This window comes from Pseudomonas sp. NPDC078416 (assembly GCF_050268485.1).
GTDB lineage: Bacteria > Pseudomonadota > Gammaproteobacteria > Pseudomonadales > Pseudomonadaceae > Aquipseudomonas.
Map to the genome: position 1 here is coordinate 124,698 of NZ_JBNNGV010000005.1, position 22,484 is coordinate 147,181.

General features: G+C 61.4%; 19 protein-coding genes. 13 read left to right on the forward strand and 6 right to left on the reverse strand.

Annotated features, from left to right (window positions below; genetic code table 11):
* Positions 1–89: 89 nt before the first annotated feature.
* Positions 90–599 (reverse strand): DUF1993 domain-containing protein, encoded by a 510-nt coding sequence (locus ACQKEN_RS08355; protein WP_427685028.1) that lies wholly within the window; start codon positions 597–599, stop codon positions 90–92.
* A gap of 109 nt (positions 600–708) precedes the next feature.
* Here ACQKEN_RS08355 and ACQKEN_RS08360 point away from each other — a divergent pair, with 109 nt between their 5' ends.
* Entirely contained in the window at positions 709–1,395 is a 687-nt protein-coding gene (locus ACQKEN_RS08360; RefSeq protein ID WP_427685030.1) for a YceH family protein, read from the forward strand.
* A gap of 1,262 nt (positions 1,396–2,657) precedes the next feature.
* Here the strand turns inward: ACQKEN_RS08360 and ACQKEN_RS08365 are convergent.
* The gene (locus ACQKEN_RS08365; protein ID WP_427685032.1) at positions 2,658–3,470 is read right to left on the reverse strand and encodes a shikimate 5-dehydrogenase; all 813 of its coding nucleotides are present in this window, start codon (positions 3,468–3,470) and stop codon (positions 2,658–2,660) included.
* A 238-nt stretch (positions 3,471–3,708) separates the two neighbouring features.
* Here ACQKEN_RS08365 and ACQKEN_RS08370 point away from each other — a divergent pair, with 238 nt between their 5' ends.
* From ACQKEN_RS08370 to pbpG, 3 genes are all read left to right on the forward strand, one after another.
* The gene (locus ACQKEN_RS08370; protein WP_427685034.1) at positions 3,709–4,059 is read left to right on the forward strand and encodes a hypothetical protein; all 351 of its coding nucleotides are present in this window, start codon (positions 3,709–3,711) and stop codon (positions 4,057–4,059) included.
* A gap of 242 nt (positions 4,060–4,301) precedes the next feature.
* Positions 4,302–4,484 (forward strand): hypothetical protein, encoded by a 183-nt coding sequence (locus tag ACQKEN_RS08375; protein ID WP_133770627.1) that lies wholly within the window; start codon positions 4,302–4,304, stop codon positions 4,482–4,484.
* Positions 4,485–4,822: 338 nt separating this feature from the next.
* The gene (gene pbpG / locus ACQKEN_RS08380) at positions 4,823–5,758 is read left to right on the forward strand and encodes a D-alanyl-D-alanine endopeptidase (RefSeq protein ID WP_427685036.1); all 936 of its coding nucleotides are present in this window, start codon (positions 4,823–4,825) and stop codon (positions 5,756–5,758) included.
* A gap of 44 nt (positions 5,759–5,802) precedes the next feature.
* Here pbpG and ACQKEN_RS08385 read toward each other — a convergent pair whose 3' ends face one another.
* The gene (locus ACQKEN_RS08385) at positions 5,803–6,735 is read right to left on the reverse strand and encodes a magnesium transporter CorA family protein (protein ID WP_427685038.1); all 933 of its coding nucleotides are present in this window, start codon (positions 6,733–6,735) and stop codon (positions 5,803–5,805) included.
* 4 nt (positions 6,736–6,739) lie between these two features.
* The gene (locus ACQKEN_RS08390) at positions 6,740–8,323 is read right to left on the reverse strand and encodes a RimK family protein (RefSeq protein ID WP_427685040.1); all 1,584 of its coding nucleotides are present in this window, start codon (positions 8,321–8,323) and stop codon (positions 6,740–6,742) included.
* 89 nt (positions 8,324–8,412) lie between these two features.
* Between ACQKEN_RS08390 and ACQKEN_RS08395 the strand changes: the two genes are divergently transcribed.
* From ACQKEN_RS08395 to ACQKEN_RS08405, 3 genes are all read left to right on the forward strand, one after another.
* On the forward strand, positions 8,413–9,543 hold the full coding sequence (locus tag ACQKEN_RS08395) for a peptidase C39 family protein (protein ID WP_427685042.1): 1,131 nt from the start codon (positions 8,413–8,415) through the stop codon (positions 9,541–9,543).
* A 114-nt stretch (positions 9,544–9,657) separates the two neighbouring features.
* On the forward strand, positions 9,658–9,789 hold the full coding sequence (locus tag ACQKEN_RS08400) for a hypothetical protein (RefSeq protein ID WP_427685044.1): 132 nt from the start codon (positions 9,658–9,660) through the stop codon (positions 9,787–9,789).
* Positions 9,790–9,912: 123 nt separating this feature from the next.
* Entirely contained in the window at positions 9,913–10,371 is a 459-nt protein-coding gene (locus tag ACQKEN_RS08405) for a DUF2214 family protein (protein WP_122624181.1), read from the forward strand.
* Between the two features lie 231 nt (positions 10,372–10,602).
* On the opposite strand, the gene ACQKEN_RS08410 is transcribed toward ACQKEN_RS08405, so the two are convergent.
* A complete protein-coding gene (locus ACQKEN_RS08410) occupies positions 10,603–11,922 on the reverse strand; it encodes an Nramp family divalent metal transporter (RefSeq protein ID WP_427685046.1) in 1,320 nt (439 codons plus the stop codon).
* Between the two features lie 114 nt (positions 11,923–12,036).
* On the opposite strand from ACQKEN_RS08410, the gene ACQKEN_RS08415 reads away from it, so the two are divergent.
* Positions 12,037–13,470 (forward strand): MFS transporter, encoded by a 1,434-nt coding sequence (locus tag ACQKEN_RS08415; RefSeq protein ID WP_427685048.1) that lies wholly within the window; start codon positions 12,037–12,039, stop codon positions 13,468–13,470.
* Positions 13,471–14,501: 1,031 nt separating this feature from the next.
* On the opposite strand, the gene norR is transcribed toward ACQKEN_RS08415, so the two are convergent.
* On the reverse strand, positions 14,502–16,058 hold the full coding sequence (norR, locus tag ACQKEN_RS08420; protein ID WP_427685050.1) for a nitric oxide reductase transcriptional regulator NorR: 1,557 nt from the start codon (positions 16,056–16,058) through the stop codon (positions 14,502–14,504).
* Positions 16,059–16,434: 376 nt separating this feature from the next.
* Between norR and ACQKEN_RS08425 the strand changes: the two genes are divergently transcribed.
* Genes ACQKEN_RS08425 through ACQKEN_RS08445 form a run of 5 tightly spaced genes read left to right on the forward strand, consistent with a single transcriptional unit; the run spans position 16,435 to position 22,400 of the window.
* On the forward strand, positions 16,435–17,886 hold the full coding sequence (locus ACQKEN_RS08425; RefSeq protein ID WP_427685052.1) for a UbiA family prenyltransferase: 1,452 nt from the start codon (positions 16,435–16,437) through the stop codon (positions 17,884–17,886).
* A complete protein-coding gene (locus ACQKEN_RS08430; protein ID WP_427685054.1) occupies positions 17,883–19,199 on the forward strand; it encodes an FAD-binding oxidoreductase in 1,317 nt (438 codons plus the stop codon). Before ACQKEN_RS08425 ends, ACQKEN_RS08430 begins: the two co-directional genes overlap by 4 nt.
* Before the next feature lie 8 nt (positions 19,200–19,207).
* Positions 19,208–19,948 (forward strand): SDR family oxidoreductase, encoded by a 741-nt coding sequence (locus ACQKEN_RS08435; protein ID WP_122538674.1) that lies wholly within the window; start codon positions 19,208–19,210, stop codon positions 19,946–19,948.
* Positions 19,945–20,931 carry a lysylphosphatidylglycerol synthase transmembrane domain-containing protein gene (locus tag ACQKEN_RS08440; RefSeq protein ID WP_427685056.1) on the forward strand — a complete coding sequence of 329 codons (987 nt, stop codon included), beginning with the start codon at positions 19,945–19,947 and terminating at the stop codon, positions 20,929–20,931. Before ACQKEN_RS08435 ends, ACQKEN_RS08440 begins: the two co-directional genes overlap by 4 nt.
* Before the next feature lie 38 nt (positions 20,932–20,969).
* On the forward strand, positions 20,970–22,400 hold the full coding sequence (locus ACQKEN_RS08445) for a DUF2723 domain-containing protein (protein WP_427685057.1): 1,431 nt from the start codon (positions 20,970–20,972) through the stop codon (positions 22,398–22,400).
* The last annotated feature ends 84 nt before the right edge of the window (positions 22,401–22,484 follow it).

The following is a 22,484-nucleotide window of genomic DNA, read 5'->3' on the forward strand; positions in this document are numbered from 1 at the left end:
CGCGGAGGGTAACAGCGCCGGGCGCTTGGGAGCCAGGCGCCGGACGAAACACATGTCGCTGCCCGCGCTCAGACGGGCAGCGAGGTCTGTCAGTAAGCGCCCATGTAGTCGCGTTTGCCGACTTCCACGCCGTTGTGGCGCAGCAGGTCATAGGTGGTGGTGACGTGGAAGAAGAACTGCGGCAGCGAGTAATGCAGCAGGTAGGTCTGGGTGTTCAGACGCTTTTCCTTGTCGGTGCCCGGGCGCAGCACGATCTCACGCGCCTCGTTGCCATCGACCTGTTCGGCCTTGATCGTGTCGAGGAACGCCAGCACTTTGGTCAGCAGCGCTTGCAGGTCGGCGAAGGTGGTTTCGGTGTCTTCGTACTTCGGCGGCTCAAGGCCGGCCAGTCGTGCGCCGGCGCCTTTGGCGAAGTCCACGGCGATCTGCACCTGACGCACCAGCGGGAACATGTCGGGGAACAGGCGCGCCTGCAGCAGGGCATCGGGCTGAATATTTTTGGCGGTGGCGTGGGCTTCGCCTTTGGCCAGAACGGCGCCGAGGGCGGTGAGCATTTGCTTGAAGACAGGAATGGAAGCGGCGTAAAGAGAAAGGGTCATGGCAGTTCCTCGGAAAATGAGTCGCACGGCGGCGGACGCGAACGCGGCTTGTCTTTTACCTCATCCACCCCCTACCCTCATAGCCTTTTCAACGCCTGGGGAATGGGTCATGTCTGACGAGCTGGATTCCGAAAACACCGTTGAAGCCTCGGATGCGCTGCAGCTGAGCAGCACCGAAGTGCGCATTCTGGGCTGCCTGATCGAGAAGCAGGCGACCAATCCCGAGACCTATCCCCTGACCCTCAACGCGCTGGTGCTGGCCTGCAACCAGAAGACCAGTCGCGAGCCGGTGATGAACCTGACGCCCGGCCAGGTGGGGCAGAGCCTGCGCGCGCTGGAAAGCCTGCAACTCACACGTCTGGTCATGGGCAGCCGGGCGGACCGCTGGGAACACCGCGTCGACAAGACGCTGGAACTGGTGCCGGCGCAACTGATCCTCACCGGCCTGCTGTTGCTGCGCGGCCCACAGACCGTCAACGAACTGCTGACCCGCAGCAACCGCATGCACGATTTCGAAGACGCCGACGCCGTGGTGCATCAGCTTGAACGGCTGATCGGGCGCGGGCTGGCGGTGTTGATCCCGAGACAGGCAGGCCAGCGCGAAGACCGCTACCTCCACGCACTGGGTGATCCGGCCGACAGGGAGACCATTCTCGCCGCCCGCGCGCAACCGGCGGAGCGCAGCAGCGGCGGCCATTCGGGCAGCTCAGGTGGTTCAGCACTCGCCGAGCGGGTCGAAGCACTCGAAGCCCGCATCGCCATCCTCGAAGAACGGCTGGCGAATCTAGACGGTTGAAGGCGGCCTGACAAGCTGGCACTGACACAACGCGTTCCCGGGCAAGCGCTCCTACAGGTTTTGCGTTCGCCCAAGACCATGATCGCTGCCGATATCCATTGTAGGAGCGCGCTTGCCCGCGAAGACGTCGTGTCAGAATTGAAAGTGTCGACTGACACAACGCGTTCGCGGGCAAGGTGGAACGCCACCCCGGTCACTCCTACAGGTTTTGCGTCCGCCAAAGACCATGACCGCTGCCGAGATCCATCGTAGGAGTGAGCTTGCTCGCGATCGCATTTTGCCACGCACAGATGCGTGTAATGGACGACCTTCTTCGCGAGCAAGGTGGAACGCCACCCCGGTCACTCCTACAGGTTTTTGCGTCCACCAAAGACCATGACCGCTGCCGAGATCCATTGTAGGAGTGAGCTTGCCTGCGATCGCGTTTTGCCGGGAAAAGATGCACGTATTTGACGACCGCCTTCGCGGGCAAGCGCGCTCCTACAGGTTTTGCGTCCACCAAAGATCATGAACGCTGCCGAGTTCCATTGTAGGAGTGAGCCTGCCCGCGATCGCGTTTTGCCACGCAGAGATGCATGTAATGGTCGACCGCCTTCGCGAGCAAGCTCACTCCTACAGGTTTTGAGTTCGCCCAAGACCATGATCGCTGCCGATATCCATTGTAGGAGTGAGCTTGCTCGCGATCGCATTTTGCCACGCACAGATGCATGTAATGGACGACCGCCTTCGCGAGCAAGGTGGAACGCCACCCCGGTCACTCCTACAGGTTTTTGCGTCCGCCCAAGACCATGACCGCTGCCGAGATCCATTGTAGGAGTGAGCTTGCTCGCGATCGCGTTTTGCCACGCAGAGATGCATGTAATGGACGACCGCCTTCGCGAGCAAGCTCACTCCTACAGGTTTTTGCGTCCACCAAAGACCATGACCGCTGCCGAGATCCATTGTAGGAGTGAGCTTGCCTGCGATCGCGTTTTGCCGGGAAAAGATGCACGTATTTGACGACCGCCTTCGCGGGCAAGCGCGCTCCTACAGGTTTTGCGTCCACCAAAGATCATGAACGCTGCCGAGTTCCATTGTAGGAGTGAGCTTGCCCGCGATCGCGTTTTGCCACGCAGAGATGCATGTAATGGTCGACCGCCTTCGCGAGCAAGCTCACTCCTACAGGTTTTGAGTTCGCCCAAGACCATGACCGCTGCCGAGATCCATCGTAGGAGCACGCTTGCCCGCGAAGACGGCGCGTCATTGGGTAAGCGGCAGACGCATCAGCCCCGCGAGAATGCCGCGGCTGTCTGGTACTGCTCCTCGCTCGGCGTCACGCCGGTGTAAAGGATGAACTGCTCCAGCGCCTGAATTGCCGCAACCTGGTCGCCGGTGATCAGGCGCTTGCCGAGGCGCTCGGCCTCGACAATGAACGGCGTGCGAGCCGGGGTGGCGACGACGTCAAACGCGGTGTCGGCCTGCTCGATGGCGGACACCTCAAACGCCAGCGCATCGGCCTGGTCGCCCGCCATCCCCAACGGCGTGACGTTGACCAGCAGCGGTGGGCGCTCACTGCCCAGTTCGGCTTGCCACGCGAAGCCGCAGGTCTGTGCGAGCGCCCTGCCCGCCGGCTCGTTGCGGGCCACGATCAATCCGTCGGTGAAACCGGCGTCGCGCAGGCCACAGGCGACGGCCTTGGCCATGCCACCGCTGCCGCGCAGGGCGAAGCGGGTACGCGGAACCTGATGGGTGTCGACCAGTTGGGCGATGGCGATGTAATCGGTGTTATAGGCTTTCAAGTGGCCATCGGTATTGACGATGGTGTTGATGGATTGAATGGCGGCGGCGGACGCATCCAGTTCATCGACCAAGGCGATAGAGGCCTCTTTAAAGGGCATCGACACGCCGCACCCGCGAATGCCCAATGAGCGCATCCCTGCGATGGCTGCCGGCAGGTCGTTTGGCGAGAAAGTCTTGTAATAGAAGTTCAAGCCCAACTGTTGATACAGGTGGTTATGGAAGCGCACGCCGAAGTTGCCCGGACGTCCGGCCAGCGACATGCACAACAGCGTTTCCTTACTGGCAGTGACCAACATGAAATCTCCCGAATGGTATTAGAAGACGCCTGGGGAAAGGCGTAGAATCGCAGCGCTCTGGCGCTCATTCTTCACGACCGCGCCAGCCATTGTCATGAAAGTTATCGAATACCTTACACAAAATTTACCCAACGGCTTCGCAGATATTTCCGAAACCGTTGTCTGAGAAGTTATCCCGTGGCAGTGCCTGAGCGTAACGCAGGCTCGCGACAACGGGACTGAACACCGAGGAACAGTCATGATTCGTCAGATCCCCAAAGTTGCCTTGTTGTTAGGCGCCCTCGCCCTCGCAGGCCAGGCTGAAGCCCATGGCGGCGGCCCGGGCTGGGGTGGAGCCGCCGTGATCGGTGCGGTCGTCGGCGGTGTTGTCGGCGCGGCAGTGGCGTCCGGTCCGGCTTATGCGGCACCCGCTCCCGTGTATTACTCGGCCCCGGCGCCCGTCTATTACGCGCCACCGCCACCGCCACCGGTTTATTACCAACCGGCTTATGTCGTTGAACGCCCGGTCGTCTACGGACCGCGTTACTACGGCCCGCCACGTTATTACGGCCCACCACCGGGCTACTACCACGGTGGCGGTCGCTGGTAACAGCGGTTTGCCCCCGGCCGGAGGGCTGTCGATTCAAGGTCGTCAGCCCTCGCCCAACAAAAACCCCGCCTCCCCGGCGGGGTTTTTGTTTCCAAAGCATTTATGTCGGCCCTCTGCACGGTTTTGCGCACGAGCACCCACCACTGTCCCTACCTGCTCATCAATGACGACTATCGAGAACGTTGATTTCTGCATCAACCGGTCGCGCCGTACAGTAGCGCCATAGATTGATGGAGGCACTTATGACCAAGGTTCAAATCATGTCGGTTGTCGGCAGCGCAGTACCCGCCCAGCTTCGTGAGCGCGGTCTGTTGGCGTGCTGGTACTTGATGCAGAACGGCGAGCCGGTCAGCGGTCCATTGCCTTCACTGCCGGTGGCGCAGGCGCTGTCGCAACAACTTGAATGCCGCTCGCTCAACAGCTGAAACCTTATTCGCTCTTCCTTGTGAATCGTGCGTTGCTCCGCACACCCCTTTAGCCCGCCTCTTTAATGACGCGGGCTTTTTTTTGCCCCAGGAATGGATGTTTTAGGGGCCGCGCTGCGCGTCAGGGCTGCAATAAAAGGCAATTCGACCCTTTTAAATACAGGCTTTTTGGATCCGCCACCTGAACCTGAGCCATACGACAGCGCTTTATTATCGAAACCCCACGCCAGCCCATCGACATCTTCAGAAACTTGCTCCTAAAATGCGCCGAACTTGTTGTCGTGCTTGAAGAAAGTCCGACGTTTTATGCTCTGTCCATCATTAAGTGAGCTTTGCTCTTGAAAATTCGCCCAACCGTCATCGGCCTATTATTTGCACTTACAGGCTGCGCACTTTCCACCGTCACACTGGCCAAAGAATCACCGGCCATCAATCGTGACCCGGCCAATCTGCACCTGGCCTCCGGCAGCGCCATGATTACCGACCTGCAAACGGGTCAGGTGCTGTATGCAAGCAACCCCGACATCGTCGTGCCGATCGCTTCGGTGACCAAGCTGATGACCGCGATGGTCACCCTCGACGCCAAGCTGCCCATGGACGAGATGATCAAGGTCGACATCTCCCAGACCGCCGAAATGAAAGGCGTGTTCTCCCGGGTCAAGCTCGGCAGTGAGCTGAACCGCCACGATATGATGCTGATCACCCTGATGTCGTCGGAAAACCGCGCTGCGGCGAGCCTGGCCCACAGCTACCCGGGCGGTTACCCGGCATTCATCCGGGCGATGAACGCCAAGGCCAAGGCGCTCGGCATGAACCATACCGTGTACATGGAGCCCACCGGGCTGTCGGTCTACAACGTTTCCACGGCGCGCGACCTGACCAAGCTTGCCCTCGCCGCACGCAACTACCCCATGCTGCGCGAGCTGAGCACCACGCCGGAGAAAACCGTGACCTTCCGCAAGCCGAATTACATCCTCGGCTTCAGCAACACCGACCATCTGGTGCGTAAATCCAACTGGGACATCAAGCTGACCAAAACCGGTTTCACCAATCAGGCCGGCCACTGCCTGGTGCTGTTGACCAGCATGGCCAATCGTCCGGTGTCCGTGGTGATTCTCGACGCCTTCGGCAAATACACCCACTTCGCCGATGCCAGCCGCATGCGTCTGTGGATGGAAACCGGCAAGAGCGGCCCGGCACCGGAAGTCGCGCTGCAGTACAAGAAAGAAAAGAATCAGGTGATGAGGCAGAAGGGTTTGCAGGCGTCGGAATAAGACCGCCCGCTACGCTCAGTGGGAACCCGCCGGGCTCCCGTTGACTACTGACTCGCCCGCGCCATGCGCTTGAGTATCACCACCATCCCCACGCCCAGCCCGGCCATGCCGATGAGCAACGCCGGGTAGCTGATCCACCACGGGATGGGCGTGGTCATCATGCTGTATTCCGACATCCCGCCAATCCCCGCCACCAGATTCAATGGCAAGAACACCACGTTGATCAACGTCAGCTTGCGCAGCAGGTTATTGGTGTTGTTGTTGACCAGATTGCCCCGTGCGTCCATCAGGCTGGCGAACACGGTGGAGTAGATATTCGCCTGTTTATGGCACTGCTCGTTCTCGATGATCATGTCTTCGATCAGCGCCAGACTGTCGCCGGAAAACTGATGCTTGTGGGCGTGATTGCGCAGGCGGGTCAGCACCGAGCCGTTACTGTCGATGGCGTTGATGTAATACACCAGGCTTTCGCTGAGGTTGAACATCTGTACCAGATGGCGGCTGTCCATCGACGCATTGAACTGCTGCTGCAGTTCCCGGGCGATCATCTTGATCACTTTGAGGTGACCGAGATAATGATGGATGTTGTGGAACAGCACCTCCAGCAACACGTCCAGCAGCGTGTGCATCGGCCGGTGGGGTCCCAGGTCGCTGATCTGCTTGCTGTCGGCGCAGATCAGCACCATGTGATGAGGGCTGAGCAGCACCCCGAACGACGACACGTCAAAGGAAAACGTGTCCTTGCCCGAGTAGTTTTCCGGGCGCTTCCAGATCATGAACAGCGCGTCCGGATGAAACTCGATGCGCGACACCTCGTCCGGATCCAGCGCCGAGGCCAGGGCGTGGTCGTCGAGGTTGAAGCGCTCCAGCAGCAGCGTCTTTTCCGCTGCGTCCGGGTCGCTGAACCACAGCACGCTCGCTTCGGCTTCAGGGCATTCCCGTAACCTGCCCGCCTCCAGGCGGTGGCCTTTGATCACCGGCCTAACCCGCCAGACCGCGACGTTTGATGTCGAGGCGGCGAATGAACTCTTCCAGCACCAGCGCGTACAGATCGTCCTGCAGCCAGGCGTCTTCAATACCCGCGTCGAGGTTGGGGTTGTCGTTGACTTCGATCACCACTACGCGATCCCCGGACTGCTTCAAGTCAACGCCATACAGCCCGTCGCCGATCAGGTTCGCGGTCTTCACCGCCAGATCCACCACCGCCCGCGGCGCATCGTGAACCGCGAGGGTGCGGCACTCGCCGTTGATCTCCGCGTCGATGGCCTTATGGTTGTAAATCTGCCAATGCCCCTTGGACATGAAGTACTGGCAGGCAAACACCGGCTTGCGGTTGAGAACGCCAATGCGCCAGTCGTATTCGGTGTAGAGGTATTCCTGGGCCAGCAGCAGTACCGAGTGTTCGAACAGCTCCCGCGCCGCTTCCTGCAATTGCTGCGCGTCCTGCACTTTGATCACACCTTTTGAGAAGCAGCCGTCGGGGATTTTCAGCACCAGCGGAAAGCCCAGTCGTGCCGCAACATGCTCCAAATCATCCGGTCGCTCCTTGTAGAGGATTTCCGTGGCCGGCATGCCCAGCTTATGGCTCTTGAGCAGGTCGGTCAGGTAGACCTTGTTGGTGCAGCGCAGGATCGACGCCGGGTCATCCATCACCACCAGCCCTTCGCTCTCGGCCTTCTTGGCGAAGCGATAGGTGTGGTTGTCCACGCTGGTGGTCTCGCGGATCAGCAGTGCGTCGTATTCGGCCAGGCGCGAGTAATCCTTCTTCTCGATCAGCTCCACGTCCACGCCCAGTTGCTGGCCGACGCGGATGAAGTTGTCCAGCGCCTTGCGGTTCGACGGCGGCAACGCTTCCTGCGGGTCATGCAGAATCGCCATGTCGTAGCGGTAGGTGCGAGGCGAACGGGGCTGGCGCCAGATCTTGCGACTGAAACTGTCGAGGGACTGGGCGAACTGGTCCTGCTGATGATCGCGCAACCGGGTCAAGGCGCCGGTCTTGATGCCGACGATGTGCCAGTTGTCGCGCTTGCGAAACTCCACGAGCAGGATCGGCGCCGGAAACGCTTCGAACAATTGCCGGGCCAGATCCTGCAACGGGGCGAGATCGGTCTGGCCGAAATACAGGCTCAGGGTGAAGCCTTCGGTTTCGTCATAGGGATGGTCCCGCAGCGCATGTTCGAGGCGCTTGTCGAGGTCATCCAGGGCCAGGCCGTAGAGGGATTTGCGGGTCAGCTCGCTGATGGTCTTCACCGACGGAATCACGTGGTGACCCCGGGCCTCGGCCAGCAGCGAGCAGTAATAACCGTGGCCCAGATAGCGGTAACTGCGGCACAGGTTGATCACCTGCACCCGCTGACTGGCATTGACCTGGGGCGGATTTTCCAGATAGTCCTGGGCGCTGATCAAGTGTTCGCTGGGCAAGTAAGACGACCAGTCTTCGAGCCGCTCCACGACAATCAACAGTTGGCTTCGGGTTGAAACAGGTTTCAGCAGATTGACATTAAAAGTTGCCGAACGCTGAGGTTGTGCTGATACTTCGTCGGTCTTCACCGGCACCGCATTCATGAGTTGATCCTTCGGGAAACAGTCCTTTCTATAAAACATGGCTTTGTAGAAATGTCCCGTTTCGTTACTCACTCTTTACGGTGTCGGACATGAACTTTATATACCGCCTCGCCCAGCCTGCCGATGTGGATGAACTGTTGGTGCTGGAAAACCAGTGCTTCGAATCCGACCGGCTGAATGCCCGCAGCTTTCACTGGATGGTCACACGGGCCAATGCGCGATTGATCGTGGCGCAGGGTGATCAGCCCGAACAACGCCTGGCCGGTTACGCGCTGGTGCTGTTTCATCGCGGCACGTCCCTGGGCCGGCTTTATTCCCTGGCGATCAGCGACGATGCCCGGGGTCAGGGCCTCGGGCAGCAACTTTTGGCCCAGGCCGAACAGCATGCCCTTGAGCGTGAGTGCGCCTATCTGCGCCTTGAAGTCCGGCCGGACAACGCTCCGGCGATTCGCCTGTACGAGCGCAACGGCTATCGCCTGTTCGACCGCATCGACGACTACTACGAAGACCACGCACCGGCACTGCGCTACGAAAAACGCATCCGCGAACACGCCACCGGCGTTGCCCGCCACGTGCCGTACTACCCGCAAACGCTGGACTTCAGCTGCGGCCCGGCGTGCCTGCTGATGGCGATGAAAGCCCTGCAACCGCCGCGCGTCATGCAGCGCCACGAGGAGCTGCAGATCTGGCGCGAGGCGACCACGGTGTTCATGACCTCGGGCCATGGCGGTTGCAGCCCACAAGGTTTGGCGCTGGCCGCATTGCGCCGGGGGTTCGAGGTCGGCCTGCAGGTGTCGGTGCGCGGGCCGTTGTTTCTCGCCGGCGTGCGCAGCGAAGAAAAGCGTGAAGTCATGCGTCTGGTGCACGAAGAGTTCAGCCGCGAACTGGCCGGCAGCGCGGTCCGTCAACTGGGCAGTGCGCCGCTCAATCTCTGGCAACTGCAACAGGACAACGGTCTGGCGCTGGTGCTGATCAGCAGCTATCGGCTGACCCGCTCCAAGGCGCCGCACTGGGTGCTGGTCACGGGGTGCGATGATGATTTCGTGTACTTGCACGACCCCGATATCGATCACAGCCAACAGCGTCAGGCCATGGACTGCCAATACATGCCGGTCAGTCATAAAGAGTTCGCCGGGATGAGTTGCTTTGGCGCCGACAAACTTCGCGCGGCCGTTGTTCTTTATCCGCAGGAGCGTCCGCAGGTGCAGGCGCCTATATAAACGGCGTCAGGCAAGGCGCTGTTTGCGTAAAGATCCCGTCGTATTGATTGCAGTTGCACCGGCAAACGGAATCAATAGGCGCCCGGCCTTTAGGCGATGGGTGGAGTAAGCGTGATGGATAACTCGGTGATCGGTCTGGTGATTGTTTCGGTGATAGCGGTGTTTGGCCTTTCGGCGTTTTACTTTGACTTCGTTCATCCGCGTCGCAAGCCACGCCTGGAAAAACGACGCAACCTGCAGAAATGAGCGAAGACGCCCCCGACGGATTATTTTTCTTGCCCCACTGGATCGCTCAAGGCGTAACGCCAACGACCCGCTAAGCTTGAAACGTTGACGCTTGCTTTGCACATCGCTCGGGGGAGTTGAAACATGCTCATCAAATGGGTACTGGCTGCGTTGCACCTGCTGGCGTTCGGTTTTGCGATAGCGGCGGTGCTGGCAAGGGGACGGGCGCTACGGCGATTGCGCACCGATGATCCGCGATCGTTCAGGGATGTGTTCGTGGTGGACAACATCTGGGGTGTCTCCGCCGGGATTCTGCTGATCACCGGGGCGTTTCGGGCGTTCGGCGGACTGGAGAAAGGCTCGTATTACTACCTGCATCAGCCCCTGTTTCACCTGAAAATGGCGGCGTTCGTCGCCATGCTCGCGCTGGAAGTGGTGCCGATGTTCGCGCTGATCAAATGGCGCATCGCATTCAAGAAGAACCAGCCCATCGATACATCCCTGTCGCGCCGGTTCGCACGGATCAGCCACATGGAAGCGCTGCTGATGGTCATCATCGTCATTGCTGCGACGGGCATGGCGCGGGGAATCTTGTTGAGTTGAACCTCAACGCGGCGCAAAACCGGCAGGAGCGCTTGCCCCGCGATGGTGTAGGAGCGTGGCTTGTCCCGCGATCTGGCGCAAAGCGGCAGCAAACCGATTGAATGCGCTGTGTCAGACAGGACCGGGGCCGTCTGATTTTACTGCCGCTGTGCGCCAGATCGCGGGACAAGCCACGCTCCTACAGGTTGGCGTCAGATCGCAGGACCCGCCACGCTTCTACGCAGATGCGCGTCAACTCACCCAGCAATACATCAAGGTCAGGTTCGCGCCCGAGATCAGTCCGAACAGCCCCCAGGCCAAGGTTTTGGTCAGGCGGCTGTTGGCGAACGGCCCCATCAATTGCGGGTCGCTGGTAAAGCGGATCAGCGGCCACAGCGCGAACGGCAACTGCAGGCTCAGGACGACCTGGCTCAGCACCAGCATCTTGCCCACTGCACCATCGCCAAACCAGATCACCCCGATAAATGCCGGAATCAACGCCAGCCCGCGTGTCGCCAGACGACGTTGCCAGCACGGGATCTTCGCTTTGAGAAACCCTTCCAGCACCACCTGGCCGGCGATTGTGCCGGTGAACGTCGAGCTCTGCCCCGCCGCCAGCAGCGCAACGCCGAACAGCACGCTGGCCACGGCGCCGCCCACCAGCGGGTCAAGCAAATGGTAGGCGTCCTGAATTTCGACGATATCGGTGTGGCCGGTGCCGTGGAACGCGGCAGCCGCCAGAATCAGAATGGCGGCGTTGATCACCAGCGCCAGGCTCAGGGAGGCGATGGTGTCGACCCGAGCGTAACGAATGGCGCTGGCCTTGCTTTCGACAGAGGTGCCGTTGACCCGGGTCTGTACCACCGATGAATGCAGGTACAGGTTATGAGGCATCACCGTCGCGCCGAGAATGCCAATGGCGATGTACAGCGGCTCCTGATTGCTCAGCATCTCCCACGACGGCTTGAGCCCCGCGACGACGTCCGGCCAGAACGGTTTGATCAGCACCAGTTCGATAAAGAAACACGTCGCGATGGTTGCGATCAGCCCCAGGACAATGGCTTCGAGACGCCGGAAATTGGCGCCCTGCAAGGCGAGCACGATGACGGTGTCGAACGCTGTCAGCGCCACGCCGGTGGTAATCGACACCCCCAGCAGCAAATGGAACGCCAACGCCGCACCCAGCACCTCTGCCAGATCGGTGGCAAGGATCGACAGCTCGGCGAGAATCCACTGGCCCATGCCGACCCGACGGCTGTAACGCTCGGAGGACAGCTGCGCCAGATCGCGGCCGGTGGCGATGCCCAGGCGTGAACACAGATTCTGCAGCACCATGCCTGACAGACTCGCCAGCACCACCACAAACAACAGCGAATAACCGAAGCGCGAACCGGCTTCGATGGCAGTGGCCCAGTTGCCGGGGTCCATGTAGCCGATGGAGATCAACAGGCCGGGGCCGACGAACAGCATCAGCTTGCGCAGGAAAGACGCATTGGCGGGAATGGCGACGCTGTCGGTGGTCGCCGACGGGCAAAATGGCGCGGTGGCCGTGGTCGGGAGTGTGTACTTCACGGGAATCCGAAACGTGGTGGCGGTCAGCCCCGGAGCTTAAACGCGCAGAAATGTTTTGTCTTGAATCTCTGGGGCACTAACATGCTGCGTCTCACCGATCCGGAAAAAACAATAATGCATGCCGCTTCTGATAGCCCTGATCACGCCCGCCCGACCCAGGACGGACTCGACCCGATACGCGCTGCGCGGATTTCCGCCCGCATCGACCGACTGCCCGCCGTCGCCACGATCTGGAAGCTGGTGGCGCTGCTGTCCATTGGCGGATTCTTCGAACTCTACGATCTGTTTCAGACCGCCTACATCAGCCCCGGCCTGATCCGCGACGGGCTGTTCGCCACCGGGGCGCAGGGCGTGTTCGGCTTTTCCGATCAGGCGGCGTTCGCGTCGGCGACCTTTCTGGGGCTGTTTCTCGGCGCCAGCCTGCTGAGCCCGATCGCCGACCGCTACGGCCGCCGCGCGATCTTCACCTTCGCGTTGATCTGGTACACCGTCGCCACGGTGCTGATGGGCATACAGACCTCGGCGCTGGGCATTATCTGCATGCGCTTTCTGGTGGGCATCGGCCTGGGCATAGAGCTGGTGACCATCGACGCGTACCTCTCGGAACTGGTGCCCAAGCGCATGCGCAGCTCAGCGTTCGCCTTCGCGTTTTTCGTGCAGTTCCTGTCGGTGCCGTCGGTGGCCTTGATGTCCTGGTGGCTGGTCCCCCAGGACCCGTTCGGCGTCGCCGGCTGGCGCTGGGTGGTGTTGGCCAGCGCCGTGTTCGCGCTGTTCATCTGGTGGCTGCGCTCGCGCCTGCCGGAATCACCGCGCTGGCTGGCGCAACACGGCCGCTTCAGCGAAGCCGAAAAGATCATGGATGACCTCGAAGCCCGCTGCGTCAAGGACCACGGCCAGGCGCTGGACGAACCGGAAACCCACAACGTCGCCGTCGAAGGCAAGGGCCGCTTCGCCGACGTCTGGCAACCGCCGTATCGCCGTCGCGCGCTGATGCTGATTGTGTTTCATGTGTTCCAGGCGATCGGTTTCTTCGGATTCGGTAACTGGCTGCCGGCGCTGCTGTCGGGTCAAGGCGTGAGCGTGACCCACAGTCTGGCGTATGCCTTCGTCATCACTCTGGCCTATCCGCTGGGGCCGTTGTTGTTTGTGAAGTTCGCCAACCGTTTCGAGAATAAGTGGCAGATTGTCGGCTCGGCCTTGGGCTCGATGATTTTCGGTACGCTGTTCGCGCAGCAGACAACGGCGGCCGGACTGATTTTTTGCGGGGTGATGATCACGTTCTGCAATGCGTGGTTGAGTTTCAGTTATCACTCGTACCAGAGCGAGTTGTTCCCGACCAATATCCGCGCCCGGGCGGTGGGGTTCTGTTATTCGTTCAGCCGTCTGTCGACGGTGTTCAGCAGTTTGTTGATCGGGTTGTTTCTGGATCACTTCGGCACGCCGGGGGTGCTGACGTTCATCGTGATGAGTATGTTGATTGTGATCATTACGATTGGCGGGTTTGGGCCGAAGACGCGGAATCTGGCGTTGGAAGATATTGCTCATTAGCAGCGGCGTCATTTTCACAGCAGCCAAGATCAAGAGCGTCTGCCTAAGGGCAGACTGTTTCGCCTTCGGCGAGTTACTTGGAAAAGCACCCCAAGTAACCAAGGGTGCTTGCTCCTGGTTGGGCCCTTCGTTCCTCAGGGTTCCTTCACTCCGGTCTCGCTCCGTGGGCACGCTGCCATCCGCCATCCATGGCGGGGGGCAGCTCTCGCCGCATCCATGCGGCTCGGCCCACTGCGCGAGACCTGCGTTCAGCCTGCACCCAAGTCGCGATTGGCGGTGACCGGACTTTTTGCGTATGAAGATCAAAAGCAGATCAAAAGCAGATCACAAGCAGATCAAAGGCTTCCCGGCTGAAGCCGGTCCTACTAACAGCACGGTGTGTCAGTTGATTGATCGTTCCCACGCTCCGCGTGGGAATGCATCCTTTGACGCTCCGCGTCACTTCACCGGCCTAAATGGGCGTCGTCTGCGGGACGCGGAGCGTCCGAGGCGGCGTTACCACGCGGAGCGTGGGTAAGATCCGTCGTCGTACCTGACAGAACGCATTTTTTCTGTAGGAGCCGGCTTGCTGGCGAACGCGGTCCGTCAGGTATGAATGCATCGACTGACAGAATGCATTCGCCAGCAAGCCGGCTCCTACAGTGTGAGCTGGGTACAGTCAGTGGGACCGGCTTCAGCCGGGAAGCCGTTGATCTGCTTTAAAAGCGCTTTTGATCTTCGTACACAAAAGGCTCAGTCACCACCAATCGCGACTTGGGTGCAGGCTGAACGCAGGTCTTGCGCAGTGGGCCGAGCCGCATGGATGCGGCGAGAGCGCCGTCAGGACAGGGATGTCCGTTCGGCGCGGGCCCACGGAGCGAGACCGGAGTGAAGGAACCCGACGAAGTCGGGCCCAACCAGGAGCAAGCACCCTTGGCTGCTCTTTAAAACCGAGAGGGGGGTGCTTTTCCAAGTAACTCGCCGAAGGCGAAACAGTCTGCCCCCAGGCAGACGCTCTTGATCTTAAGAATCGTGATCTTGATCTGAAAAACCTACCGAATCCCCAATCGCCTGGCCAGCCGACTCAAATTCGCCCGATCCACATTCAGCTCCCGCGCCACATCCGCCCATCTCCCGTCATGCCGCTCCAACGCCTCCCCGATCAACTGCTTCTGAAACCCGTCCACCGCCCCCTTCAACCCCTCGCCCGGCTGAATCACCGGCATGGCGCCATTCACACGCAACACAGCAGGCGCAGCCGCCCCTGACTCCTCAAGCCCCAACACATCCGCCTCGATCGTCAGAATCCGCGGCCGCTCCCCATGCACCGACAACGCCTTCAGCACCGCGCGGCTGATCAAGTGCTCCAGCTCCCGTACGTTCCCCGGCCATGGGTACGCCAACAGCATCGCCTGCGCGTGCGCACTCATGCGCAAACTGCGCAGCCCCATCCGTGCCCGGTTCTCCTCGAGGAAATACCCCGCCAGCAGCAACACATCGCGACCGCGCTCGCGTAACGGCGGCACCACCAGTGGATAAACGCTCAGTCGGTGATAGAGATCCGCGCGGAAGCGACCGGCGCGCACTTCTTCTGCCAGGTCACGATTGGTCGCGGCGATGATGCGCACGTCCACCCGATGCTCCTGATCGGAGCCGACCCGCTGCAACTGACCGCTCTGCAGCACCCGCAGCAACTTCGACTGCACCGGCAGCGGCAGCTCGCCCACCTCGTCGAGAAACAACGAACCGCCGTGGGCCAGCTCGAACTTGCCGCTGCGCCCGCTGACCGCCCCGGAGAACGCGCCTTTGACGTGACCGAACAGCTCGCTTTCCACCAACAGTTCGGGCAGCGCGGCGCAGTTGAGGCTGATCAGCGGCTTCGTCGCCCGCGCCGACTGCAGGTGAATGGCCTCGGCCACCAGTTCCTTGCCCACGCCGGTTTCGCCGGTAATCAAGACCGTCAGCGGGCTGTTGCCCACCAGCTGGATTTCCTGCTGCAAACGCTTGTGCACCGGGCTTTGCCCGATCAACTCACGGGGCCCGCGTCCGCCAGCGGCGCGTTTGTAAACCTCGGCCAGCTTGCGTTGATCCTCAAAACCGCGCGCCAGCTGGCTGATCCGTTCACTGGCCATGACCGTTGCCGCTGCAAGGCTGGCAAACGCCTGGAGATTACCGAGATCGACCCGGCCAAAGCGCGCCGGATCAAGGGAGTCCAGCGTAATCACCCCCCACAGCGTGTTCTGCACATACAGCGGGCAGCCGATGCAATCGTGCACTTCGAGGTCGCCGTGCACACCTTCGACCAGCCCGTCGTAAGGATCCGGCAGGTCGCAGTCGGTGGAAAAACGCGTGGGTTCGCGGTTTTGCAGAATGATATCCAGCCGCGGGTGCTCCCCCAGCCGGAATCGTCGCCCCAGGGAGTCCGGGCTCAAGCCCTCGACCGATAGCGGCACCAGCACCTCATCTTCCAGTTTGAGCAGCGCCACGGCGTCGCACGGGAATAGCTGGCGCAGCGAGCGCAGCAGACGTCGGTAGCGCTCATCGTCCGGCAGGTCCCGGGACAGGTCGGCGACCAGCGGAATCAGCGCCAGCAGCAATGGATGGGTCATGAAAGCTCTCGGTCATGGGATGGGGAGGGAGTGCGGGCCCGAGTCATTATGACTGCGATGTGAGTCGAAACGACAGCGCCGTCTACCCGTCTCCTGCCGTCCATCCCACAGCAGGCAGTTTCAACACAGCCAGGCAGAGATCGCCGAATTAAACACGGCACTAAACCGGCACGCCCGCGAAGTCATTAGTTGGTCGCCAATTCCCCGGCAGCGCCTGTCTCTTTCATGAGAAACGACCTCACGGACTTTCCTCGAAAACGCGCCATTTAATTCTGACGCCACCCCACCGACGTGACAGCCGAGGCCCTTTAATTTAAATGAAGTTGTGAAAATTCTATTTTGTTTATAGTCCGGTGACCCTACAGGAGCACTCACTATGGCCAGAATTCAGGGACGAGTTCTTGAAACTTCCCCTCCGTTGGTAGTTGATCTCGACGGCACGTTATTGCGCTCGGACCTGCTCATGGAAACGGCCATGGCGTTTATTCGAGGGCAGCCGCTGAAAGCCCTGAACATGCTCGGCTGGCTGTTCAAAGGCAAAGCCGCGCTGAAAGAAGGCCTGGCCCTCAACACCGAAATAGACGTCTCCGTGTTGCCCTACGATCCGCAGATCATCGAGATGATCCAGCGCGAACGAGACACCGGTCGCATGGTGGTACTGGCGACGGCAAGTCATGTAAGCCTCGCCGAGCGCATCGCCGAACACCTGCAGTTATTCGATCTGGTGCTGGCCTCCAATACCAACCGCAACTTGTCCGGCAACAACAAGCGCGACCTGTTAGTTGCGCACTTCGGTGAGGGTGGATTCGATTACATCGGCAACTCGAAAGATGACTTGCCCATATGGGACGTGTCCCGCCAGGCCTATGTGGTCAATCCCGACAGAGGCGTGGAAGCCAAGGTAAAAGCGCAAGTCCGCGTCGAGCCCACCATCCGCAGCAACACGCCCAACCTGCGGGACTGGCGCAAGGCCCTGCGCTTGCACCAGTGGCTGAAAAACGCCCTGATCTTCGTGCCATTGCTGGCCTCCCATCGCCTGGCGCAATTCGAGTTGATGCGCGACGGCGTCATCGCGTTTCTGTGCTTTGGCCTGTGCGCCTCCAGCGTCTACATCCTCAACGATCTGCTGGACCTGTGCGACGACCGCCATCACAAGAGCAAATGCAAGCGGCCATTCGCCAGCGGACGTCTGTCGATCAAGGCCGGGCTGGTGATGGTGCCGACGCTGCTGGCCATGGCCTTCGGCGCTGCGCTGTTGCTCCTGCCGTGGCAATTTTCAGCGGTGATGGCGGCCTACTACGGCCTGACCCTGACCTATTCGCTGAGGCTCAAACGCCTGATGGCCTGGGACGTGATTGCCCTGGCGATGCTCTACACCGCGCGGATCATCGCCGGCGTCGCGGCGTTCAGCCTGACCCTGACGTTCTGGATCCTCGCGTTTTCGATGTTCATCTTCCTCAGCCTGGCGATGGTCAAGCGCTACGCCGAACTGCGCGATGCCCGCGTCCGTGAGGTGAACACCCTGGCCCGGGGCCGCGGTTACCACCCCGGCGACCTGGACATGATCGCCTCGCTGGGGGCGTCGTCGGGTTACCTCGCGGTGATGGTGCTGGCGCTGTACATCCAGGACGCGAAAACCACCGAGCTGTACGTCACGCCGCACATCATCTGGCTGGCCTGCCCGCTGCTGCTGTTCTGGGTGACGCGGGTGTGGATGCTGACCCACCGCGGGCAGATGAACGAAGACCCGGTGGTTTTCGCCATCCGCGACCGCACCAGTCAGCTGATCGGTGCCGCGTTTCTGATGATGTTCTGGATCGCCGCATGAGCACGCCGTTGTATTCCTGGGGACGCTTCCCCCGCCGTCCGCAACGCGGTCACGGTTGCGTGTGGCTGGACGAACTGCCTGCGCAGATGGACCGGGTGATCGGCGCCCACCGCAGCAGCCTGCCCTACGGCAACGGCCGCAGTTACGGCGACAGTTGCTTGGCCGCCAGCGATGAAGTGCTGCACATGCGCTCGCTGGATCGGCTGATCGAAGCCGACTGGAGCACGGGTGTGATCAAGGCCGAGGCCGGCATCACCCTGGCCGAAGTGCTGGCCGTGGCCATCCCCCAGGGCTGGTTTTTGCCGGTGACACCGGGGACCCAGTTCGCCACCCTCGGCGGTGCCATCGCCAACGACGTTCACGGCAAAAACCATCATGTGCGGGGCACCTTTGGCCGCCACGTGCTGGGCTTCGGCCTGTTGCGCCACGGCGAGCCGGAGGTGATCTGCTCGCCTGCCGATCATCCAGCCCTGTTCGCCGCGAGCATCGGCGGCCTCGGTCTGACCGGGGTCATTCATTGGGCGCAGATTCAGCTGATGCCGATCCGGGCCAGCCAGATCGACACCACCACGGTGCGCTTCGCCAATCTGGCCGAGTTCTTTGCGCTGTCCGCCGAACTCGATGCGCGTCATGAGTACAGCGTCGCCTGGGTCGACTGCCTGGCGAAGGGCGCGGAGACCGGACGCGGTGTGTTCATCGTCGGTGATCACGCGCAGTACGGTTCCCTTGAAGTCGGCCAGCGCAAGAAACTCAGCGTGCCCCTGACGCCGCCGGTGTCACTGATCAATAAAGTGTCCCTGAGCGCCTTCAACACCCTGTACTGGCACCTGCACCCCAGCCAGCGCAAGCAGGGCCGCAGCACGTATGAACCCTTCTTCTACCCCCTCGACCGGATCCTGCACTGGAACCGGATTTATGGCCGTCGCGGTTTTCAGCAATACCAGTGTGTGGTGCCTGCGGCGAATGCCGAAGCGGCCATGGGTGAACTGCTGCGCACCATCGCCGACGCCGGCCAGGGTTCGTTCCTCGCCGTGCTCAAGCGCTGCGGCGATATCGCCTCGCCGGGCCTGCTGTCGTTCCCGCTGGAAGGCACCTCCCTGGCACTGGATTTTGCCCAGAGCGAGTCGCTGGAAAGCGTGCTGTTTCCGCGTCTGGACGACATCGTTCGCGCCGCCGGCGGCCGGTTGTATCCGGCCAAGGACGCCCACATGAGCGGCGCCGATTTCCGTCGCGCCTACCCCGCCTGGGAGCAGCTGGAAGCGCTGCGCGATCCCTCTCTGATGTCCCGTTTCTGGAGCCGTGTGATCTTATGAAAACTGCAGTGAAGAAAGTCCTGATCATCGGCGCCACCTCCGCCATCGCCAGCGCGTGCGCACGGTTGTGGGCCACGGAGGGCAGCGATTTTTTCCTCGTGGCGCGCAACGTCGAGAAGCTGCAGCAGACCGCCGCCGACCTCAAGGCGCGCGGGGCGACCAACGTCACGCTGCACGAGATGGACGCCAACGACATCGAGGCGCACCCGCTGATGATGGGGCGTTGCCTGACAGCCCTCGGCCAGATCGACATCGCCCTCATCGCCCACGGCACGCTGCCCGACCAGAAGGCCTGCGAGCGCGACGTACACATGGCCCTCAAGGAATTCGCCAACAACTGCACCTCGGTGATCGCCCTGCTCACCGTGCTCGCGATGCAGTTCGAAACCCAGCGCTGCGGCAGTCTGGCGATCATTTCTTCGGTGGCCGCTGACCGGGGGCGCCCCTCCAACTACCTCTACGGCAGCGCCAAGGCGGCGGTGTCGACCTATTGCGAAGGCTTGCAGGCGCGGCTGTTCAAGGTTGGCGTGCACGTCACCACCATCAAGCCGGGCTTTGTCGACACGCCGATGACCCAGGGCCTGTCGTTGCCGGCGGCCTTGCTGGCGCAACCGGCGCAGGTCGCCCAGCGCATCGTCAAGGGCATCGCCAACAAAGTGCCGACGCTCTACGCACCGGGTTTCTGGGCGTTGATCATGCTGGTCATTCGGTCGATCCCGCAGCCGGTGTTCAAGAGGCTGAATCTATGAGCGAAGCCGTATCTGAGCCTTCGCACCTGTCCGGCTGGCGCTATCGCGCGGTGGTGCTGTCGGTGGTCGGTTCGGCGCTGGGCTATCTGGGCTTTTCGCTGTGGGGCGGCTGGCAGGCGGTGGGCGCCGCGGTGAGCGAGGTCGGTCTGGTCGGCATCTTCATCGCGCTGTTCATGTCGTCGGTCAATTACGGCCTGCGCTTTGTGCGCTGGCAGACCTACCTGAAGGTGCTCGGCCATCCCATGCCCTGGCGGCCGAGCCTGAACATTTATCTGGCCGGCTTTGCCCTGACCACCACGCCGGGCAAGGCGGGTGAAGCGTTGCGCGGCGTGCTGCTCAAACGCTGGGGCGTGCCGTACCCGCAGAGCTTCGCGGCGTTTTTCAGCGAGCGGCTGTCGGACCTGTTCGCGGTGGTCTTGCTGACCTTGTTCGGCCTGTCGCTGTACCCCCAGGCGTGGCCAATGATCGTGGTCGGCGTGGCGCTGGTCGCGGTCGGGCTGGTGGTGCTGTCGCAACGTCGCCTGCTTGAGCGGATCACCGAAAAGGTTCCGGCCGGTGGCGGCAAGGTGCTCGGCCTGCTGCGCCATCTGCTGCAGGTGCTGGTGCATGCGCAGCAATGCCATCGCCTGCGCCTGATGCTCGGGCTGACCGCACTGAGCGTCGTCGCCTGGAGCGCCGAAGCCCTGGCGTTCGACTGGATTCTGAAATGGATGGGCGCGGACATCCCGCTGACCTTCGCGGTGTTCGTCTACGCCCTGGCGATGCTGGCCGGCGCGGTGAGTTTCATGCCCGGCGGGCTCGGTGGCGCGGAGGCGGTGATGGTCGGGTTGCTGGTCTGGAAAGGCATGGACAGCGCCGACGCCGTGGCCGCCACCGTGCTGATTCGCCTGGCCACGCTGTGGTTCGCCGTGGCCATTGGCGCGGTGATGCTGATCAAGCTCAAAAGCGAGGCGACGACGCCCCGGGCTCAACCGATTCAATAACGCTTTTCGACAGGATTAAAGGGACAGGAGTGCAAGTCATGGTGGCAGCAGTACGTTATCGAGCGTTGTTCGGCATTCCCCTGGTGTTGGCGGTGGCCGCCATCCTCTGGAGTTTTCTGGCCTCCAGCGGACCGATTCAGTGGATGGATAACGGCATCTTCATCGCCGACGCCTCGGAGGGCCGCTACTTCAGCGAAACGCTCGGGCCGCTGGATCACCCGTTGTACCTGTTCGTCACCACCGCATTGTTCGCGAATTTCGGCCCGCTGATGCTGAGTTTCATGAACTCGATGCTGCTGATCCCGCTGGGCTGGGCGATCTTCCGTCTGGCCAAGGGCGTCGGCGCGACGTCGCAGCAAGCCTTGCTGGCCATTGCCGCTGCGGTGTTGTGCCACTGCGTGTTCTGGGTCTCGACCAAGGCCGAGGTTTACCTGCTGCACACGCTGCTGGTGACCCTGGCGTACATGGTGCATTTCCGCGATAAATCGCGGCTGGGGCTGCTCACTGCGCTGTTCGTCATCGGCATGCTCACAGGCCTCGCAGCCGCCATTCATCAACTGACGTTTATCGTGTTGTTTCCGCTCTATGTACAGCTGCTCTGGCAGCACAGGGCGCGGGTTTTGCTGACGATTCCGGGTTTTGTGCTGGGCTTTGCAGTGGCAATACCCGGTGTTTTGCAGGAGATGCAGAACGGCCTCAGCCTCATCGATATCGGCCACCGTTACCTGATCGGCATCCCCGACAAAACCACCGAGCAAAGCTGGCAGGGTTCGTTGTTTCGCTTTGATGACATGTGGCACGAGAAGAACTCGGTGGTGCTGCTGATGCTGTCGCTGCTCGGCCCGCAACTGGTGGCGCTGGTGCTTTTCCCCAAGAGCCGGCGCTTGCGACTGTTGTGGTGCGCGGCAGTGCTGAACTTCCTCTTCGCGGTGTCCTACAACGTCACCGATCGCTTTACGTTTTTCCTGCCGGGCGCCGTGCTGTTGAGCATCATCGGCGTGATCCATGTGCAGGCGTGGCTGGCGCGACACAACGCCGCCGTTGTCGCTTACGCCCTGCCCTTCAGTGGCCCGGTGACGCTCCTGGCGGTGTACGCGATTTATGCCGGCGGCGTCGTGGCGTTGCCGACCCACAAGGAAGCGCTGCCTTTCCGTGACGATATCCATTACTTCATGGCGCCGTACCTGCGGGATCGTTCGGCGGAGGCGTTCGTGCACAGTTACGAAGAATCGGCTCCCGCAGGCGCGCTGATCGTCGCCGACTGGACGCCCAACGGCGCATTGCGTTCGGCCCAAGCCAGCGGCCTGCTCAAGGGCCGGACGATTGCGCTGTGCGAAGGCGCGCAGGATATCGAGTCATACCTCAACGGCCCCGGCGCCTTCCTGGCGCGGACCAGCTACTGCACGAGCATTTCGGATCGCTTTGATCTCCAGACGTTGGCGGTGGGATACGGGCTGCGCGCGAAATGACTAAACCGCGTTGATCGTGGATGACCGTTCGTCGGGACGAATGCACCTCTTGTGTTGCACGGTTGACCAATAGGTATCCATGAC

Coding starts and splice junctions, on each gene's coding strand:
- ACQKEN_RS08355 (WP_427685028.1), bottom strand. CDS start 599: ATGACCCTTTCTCTTTACGCCGCTTCCATTCCTGTCTTCAAGCAAATG.
- ACQKEN_RS08360 (WP_427685030.1), top strand. CDS start 709: ATGTCTGACGAGCTGGATTCCGAAAACACCGTTGAAGCCTCGGATGCG.
- ACQKEN_RS08365 (WP_427685032.1), bottom strand. CDS start 3,470: ATGTTGGTCACTGCCAGTAAGGAAACGCTGTTGTGCATGTCGCTGGCC.
- ACQKEN_RS08370 (WP_427685034.1), top strand. CDS start 3,709: ATGATTCGTCAGATCCCCAAAGTTGCCTTGTTGTTAGGCGCCCTCGCC.
- ACQKEN_RS08375 (WP_133770627.1), top strand. CDS start 4,302: ATGACCAAGGTTCAAATCATGTCGGTTGTCGGCAGCGCAGTACCCGCC.
- ACQKEN_RS08390 (WP_427685040.1), bottom strand. CDS start 8,323: ATGAATGCGGTGCCGGTGAAGACCGACGAAGTATCAGCACAACCTCAG.
- ACQKEN_RS08395 (WP_427685042.1), top strand. CDS start 8,413: ATGAACTTTATATACCGCCTCGCCCAGCCTGCCGATGTGGATGAACTG.
- ACQKEN_RS08400 (WP_427685044.1), top strand. CDS start 9,658: ATGGATAACTCGGTGATCGGTCTGGTGATTGTTTCGGTGATAGCGGTG.
- ACQKEN_RS08405 (WP_122624181.1), top strand. CDS start 9,913: ATGCTCATCAAATGGGTACTGGCTGCGTTGCACCTGCTGGCGTTCGGT.
- ACQKEN_RS08415 (WP_427685048.1), top strand. CDS start 12,037: ATGCATGCCGCTTCTGATAGCCCTGATCACGCCCGCCCGACCCAGGAC.
- norR (WP_427685050.1), bottom strand. CDS start 16,058: ATGACCCATCCATTGCTGCTGGCGCTGATTCCGCTGGTCGCCGACCTG.
- ACQKEN_RS08425 (WP_427685052.1), top strand. CDS start 16,435: ATGGCCAGAATTCAGGGACGAGTTCTTGAAACTTCCCCTCCGTTGGTA.
- ACQKEN_RS08430 (WP_427685054.1), top strand. CDS start 17,883: ATGAGCACGCCGTTGTATTCCTGGGGACGCTTCCCCCGCCGTCCGCAA.
- ACQKEN_RS08440 (WP_427685056.1), top strand. CDS start 19,945: ATGAGCGAAGCCGTATCTGAGCCTTCGCACCTGTCCGGCTGGCGCTAT.
- ACQKEN_RS08445 (WP_427685057.1), top strand. CDS start 20,970: ATGGTGGCAGCAGTACGTTATCGAGCGTTGTTCGGCATTCCCCTGGTG.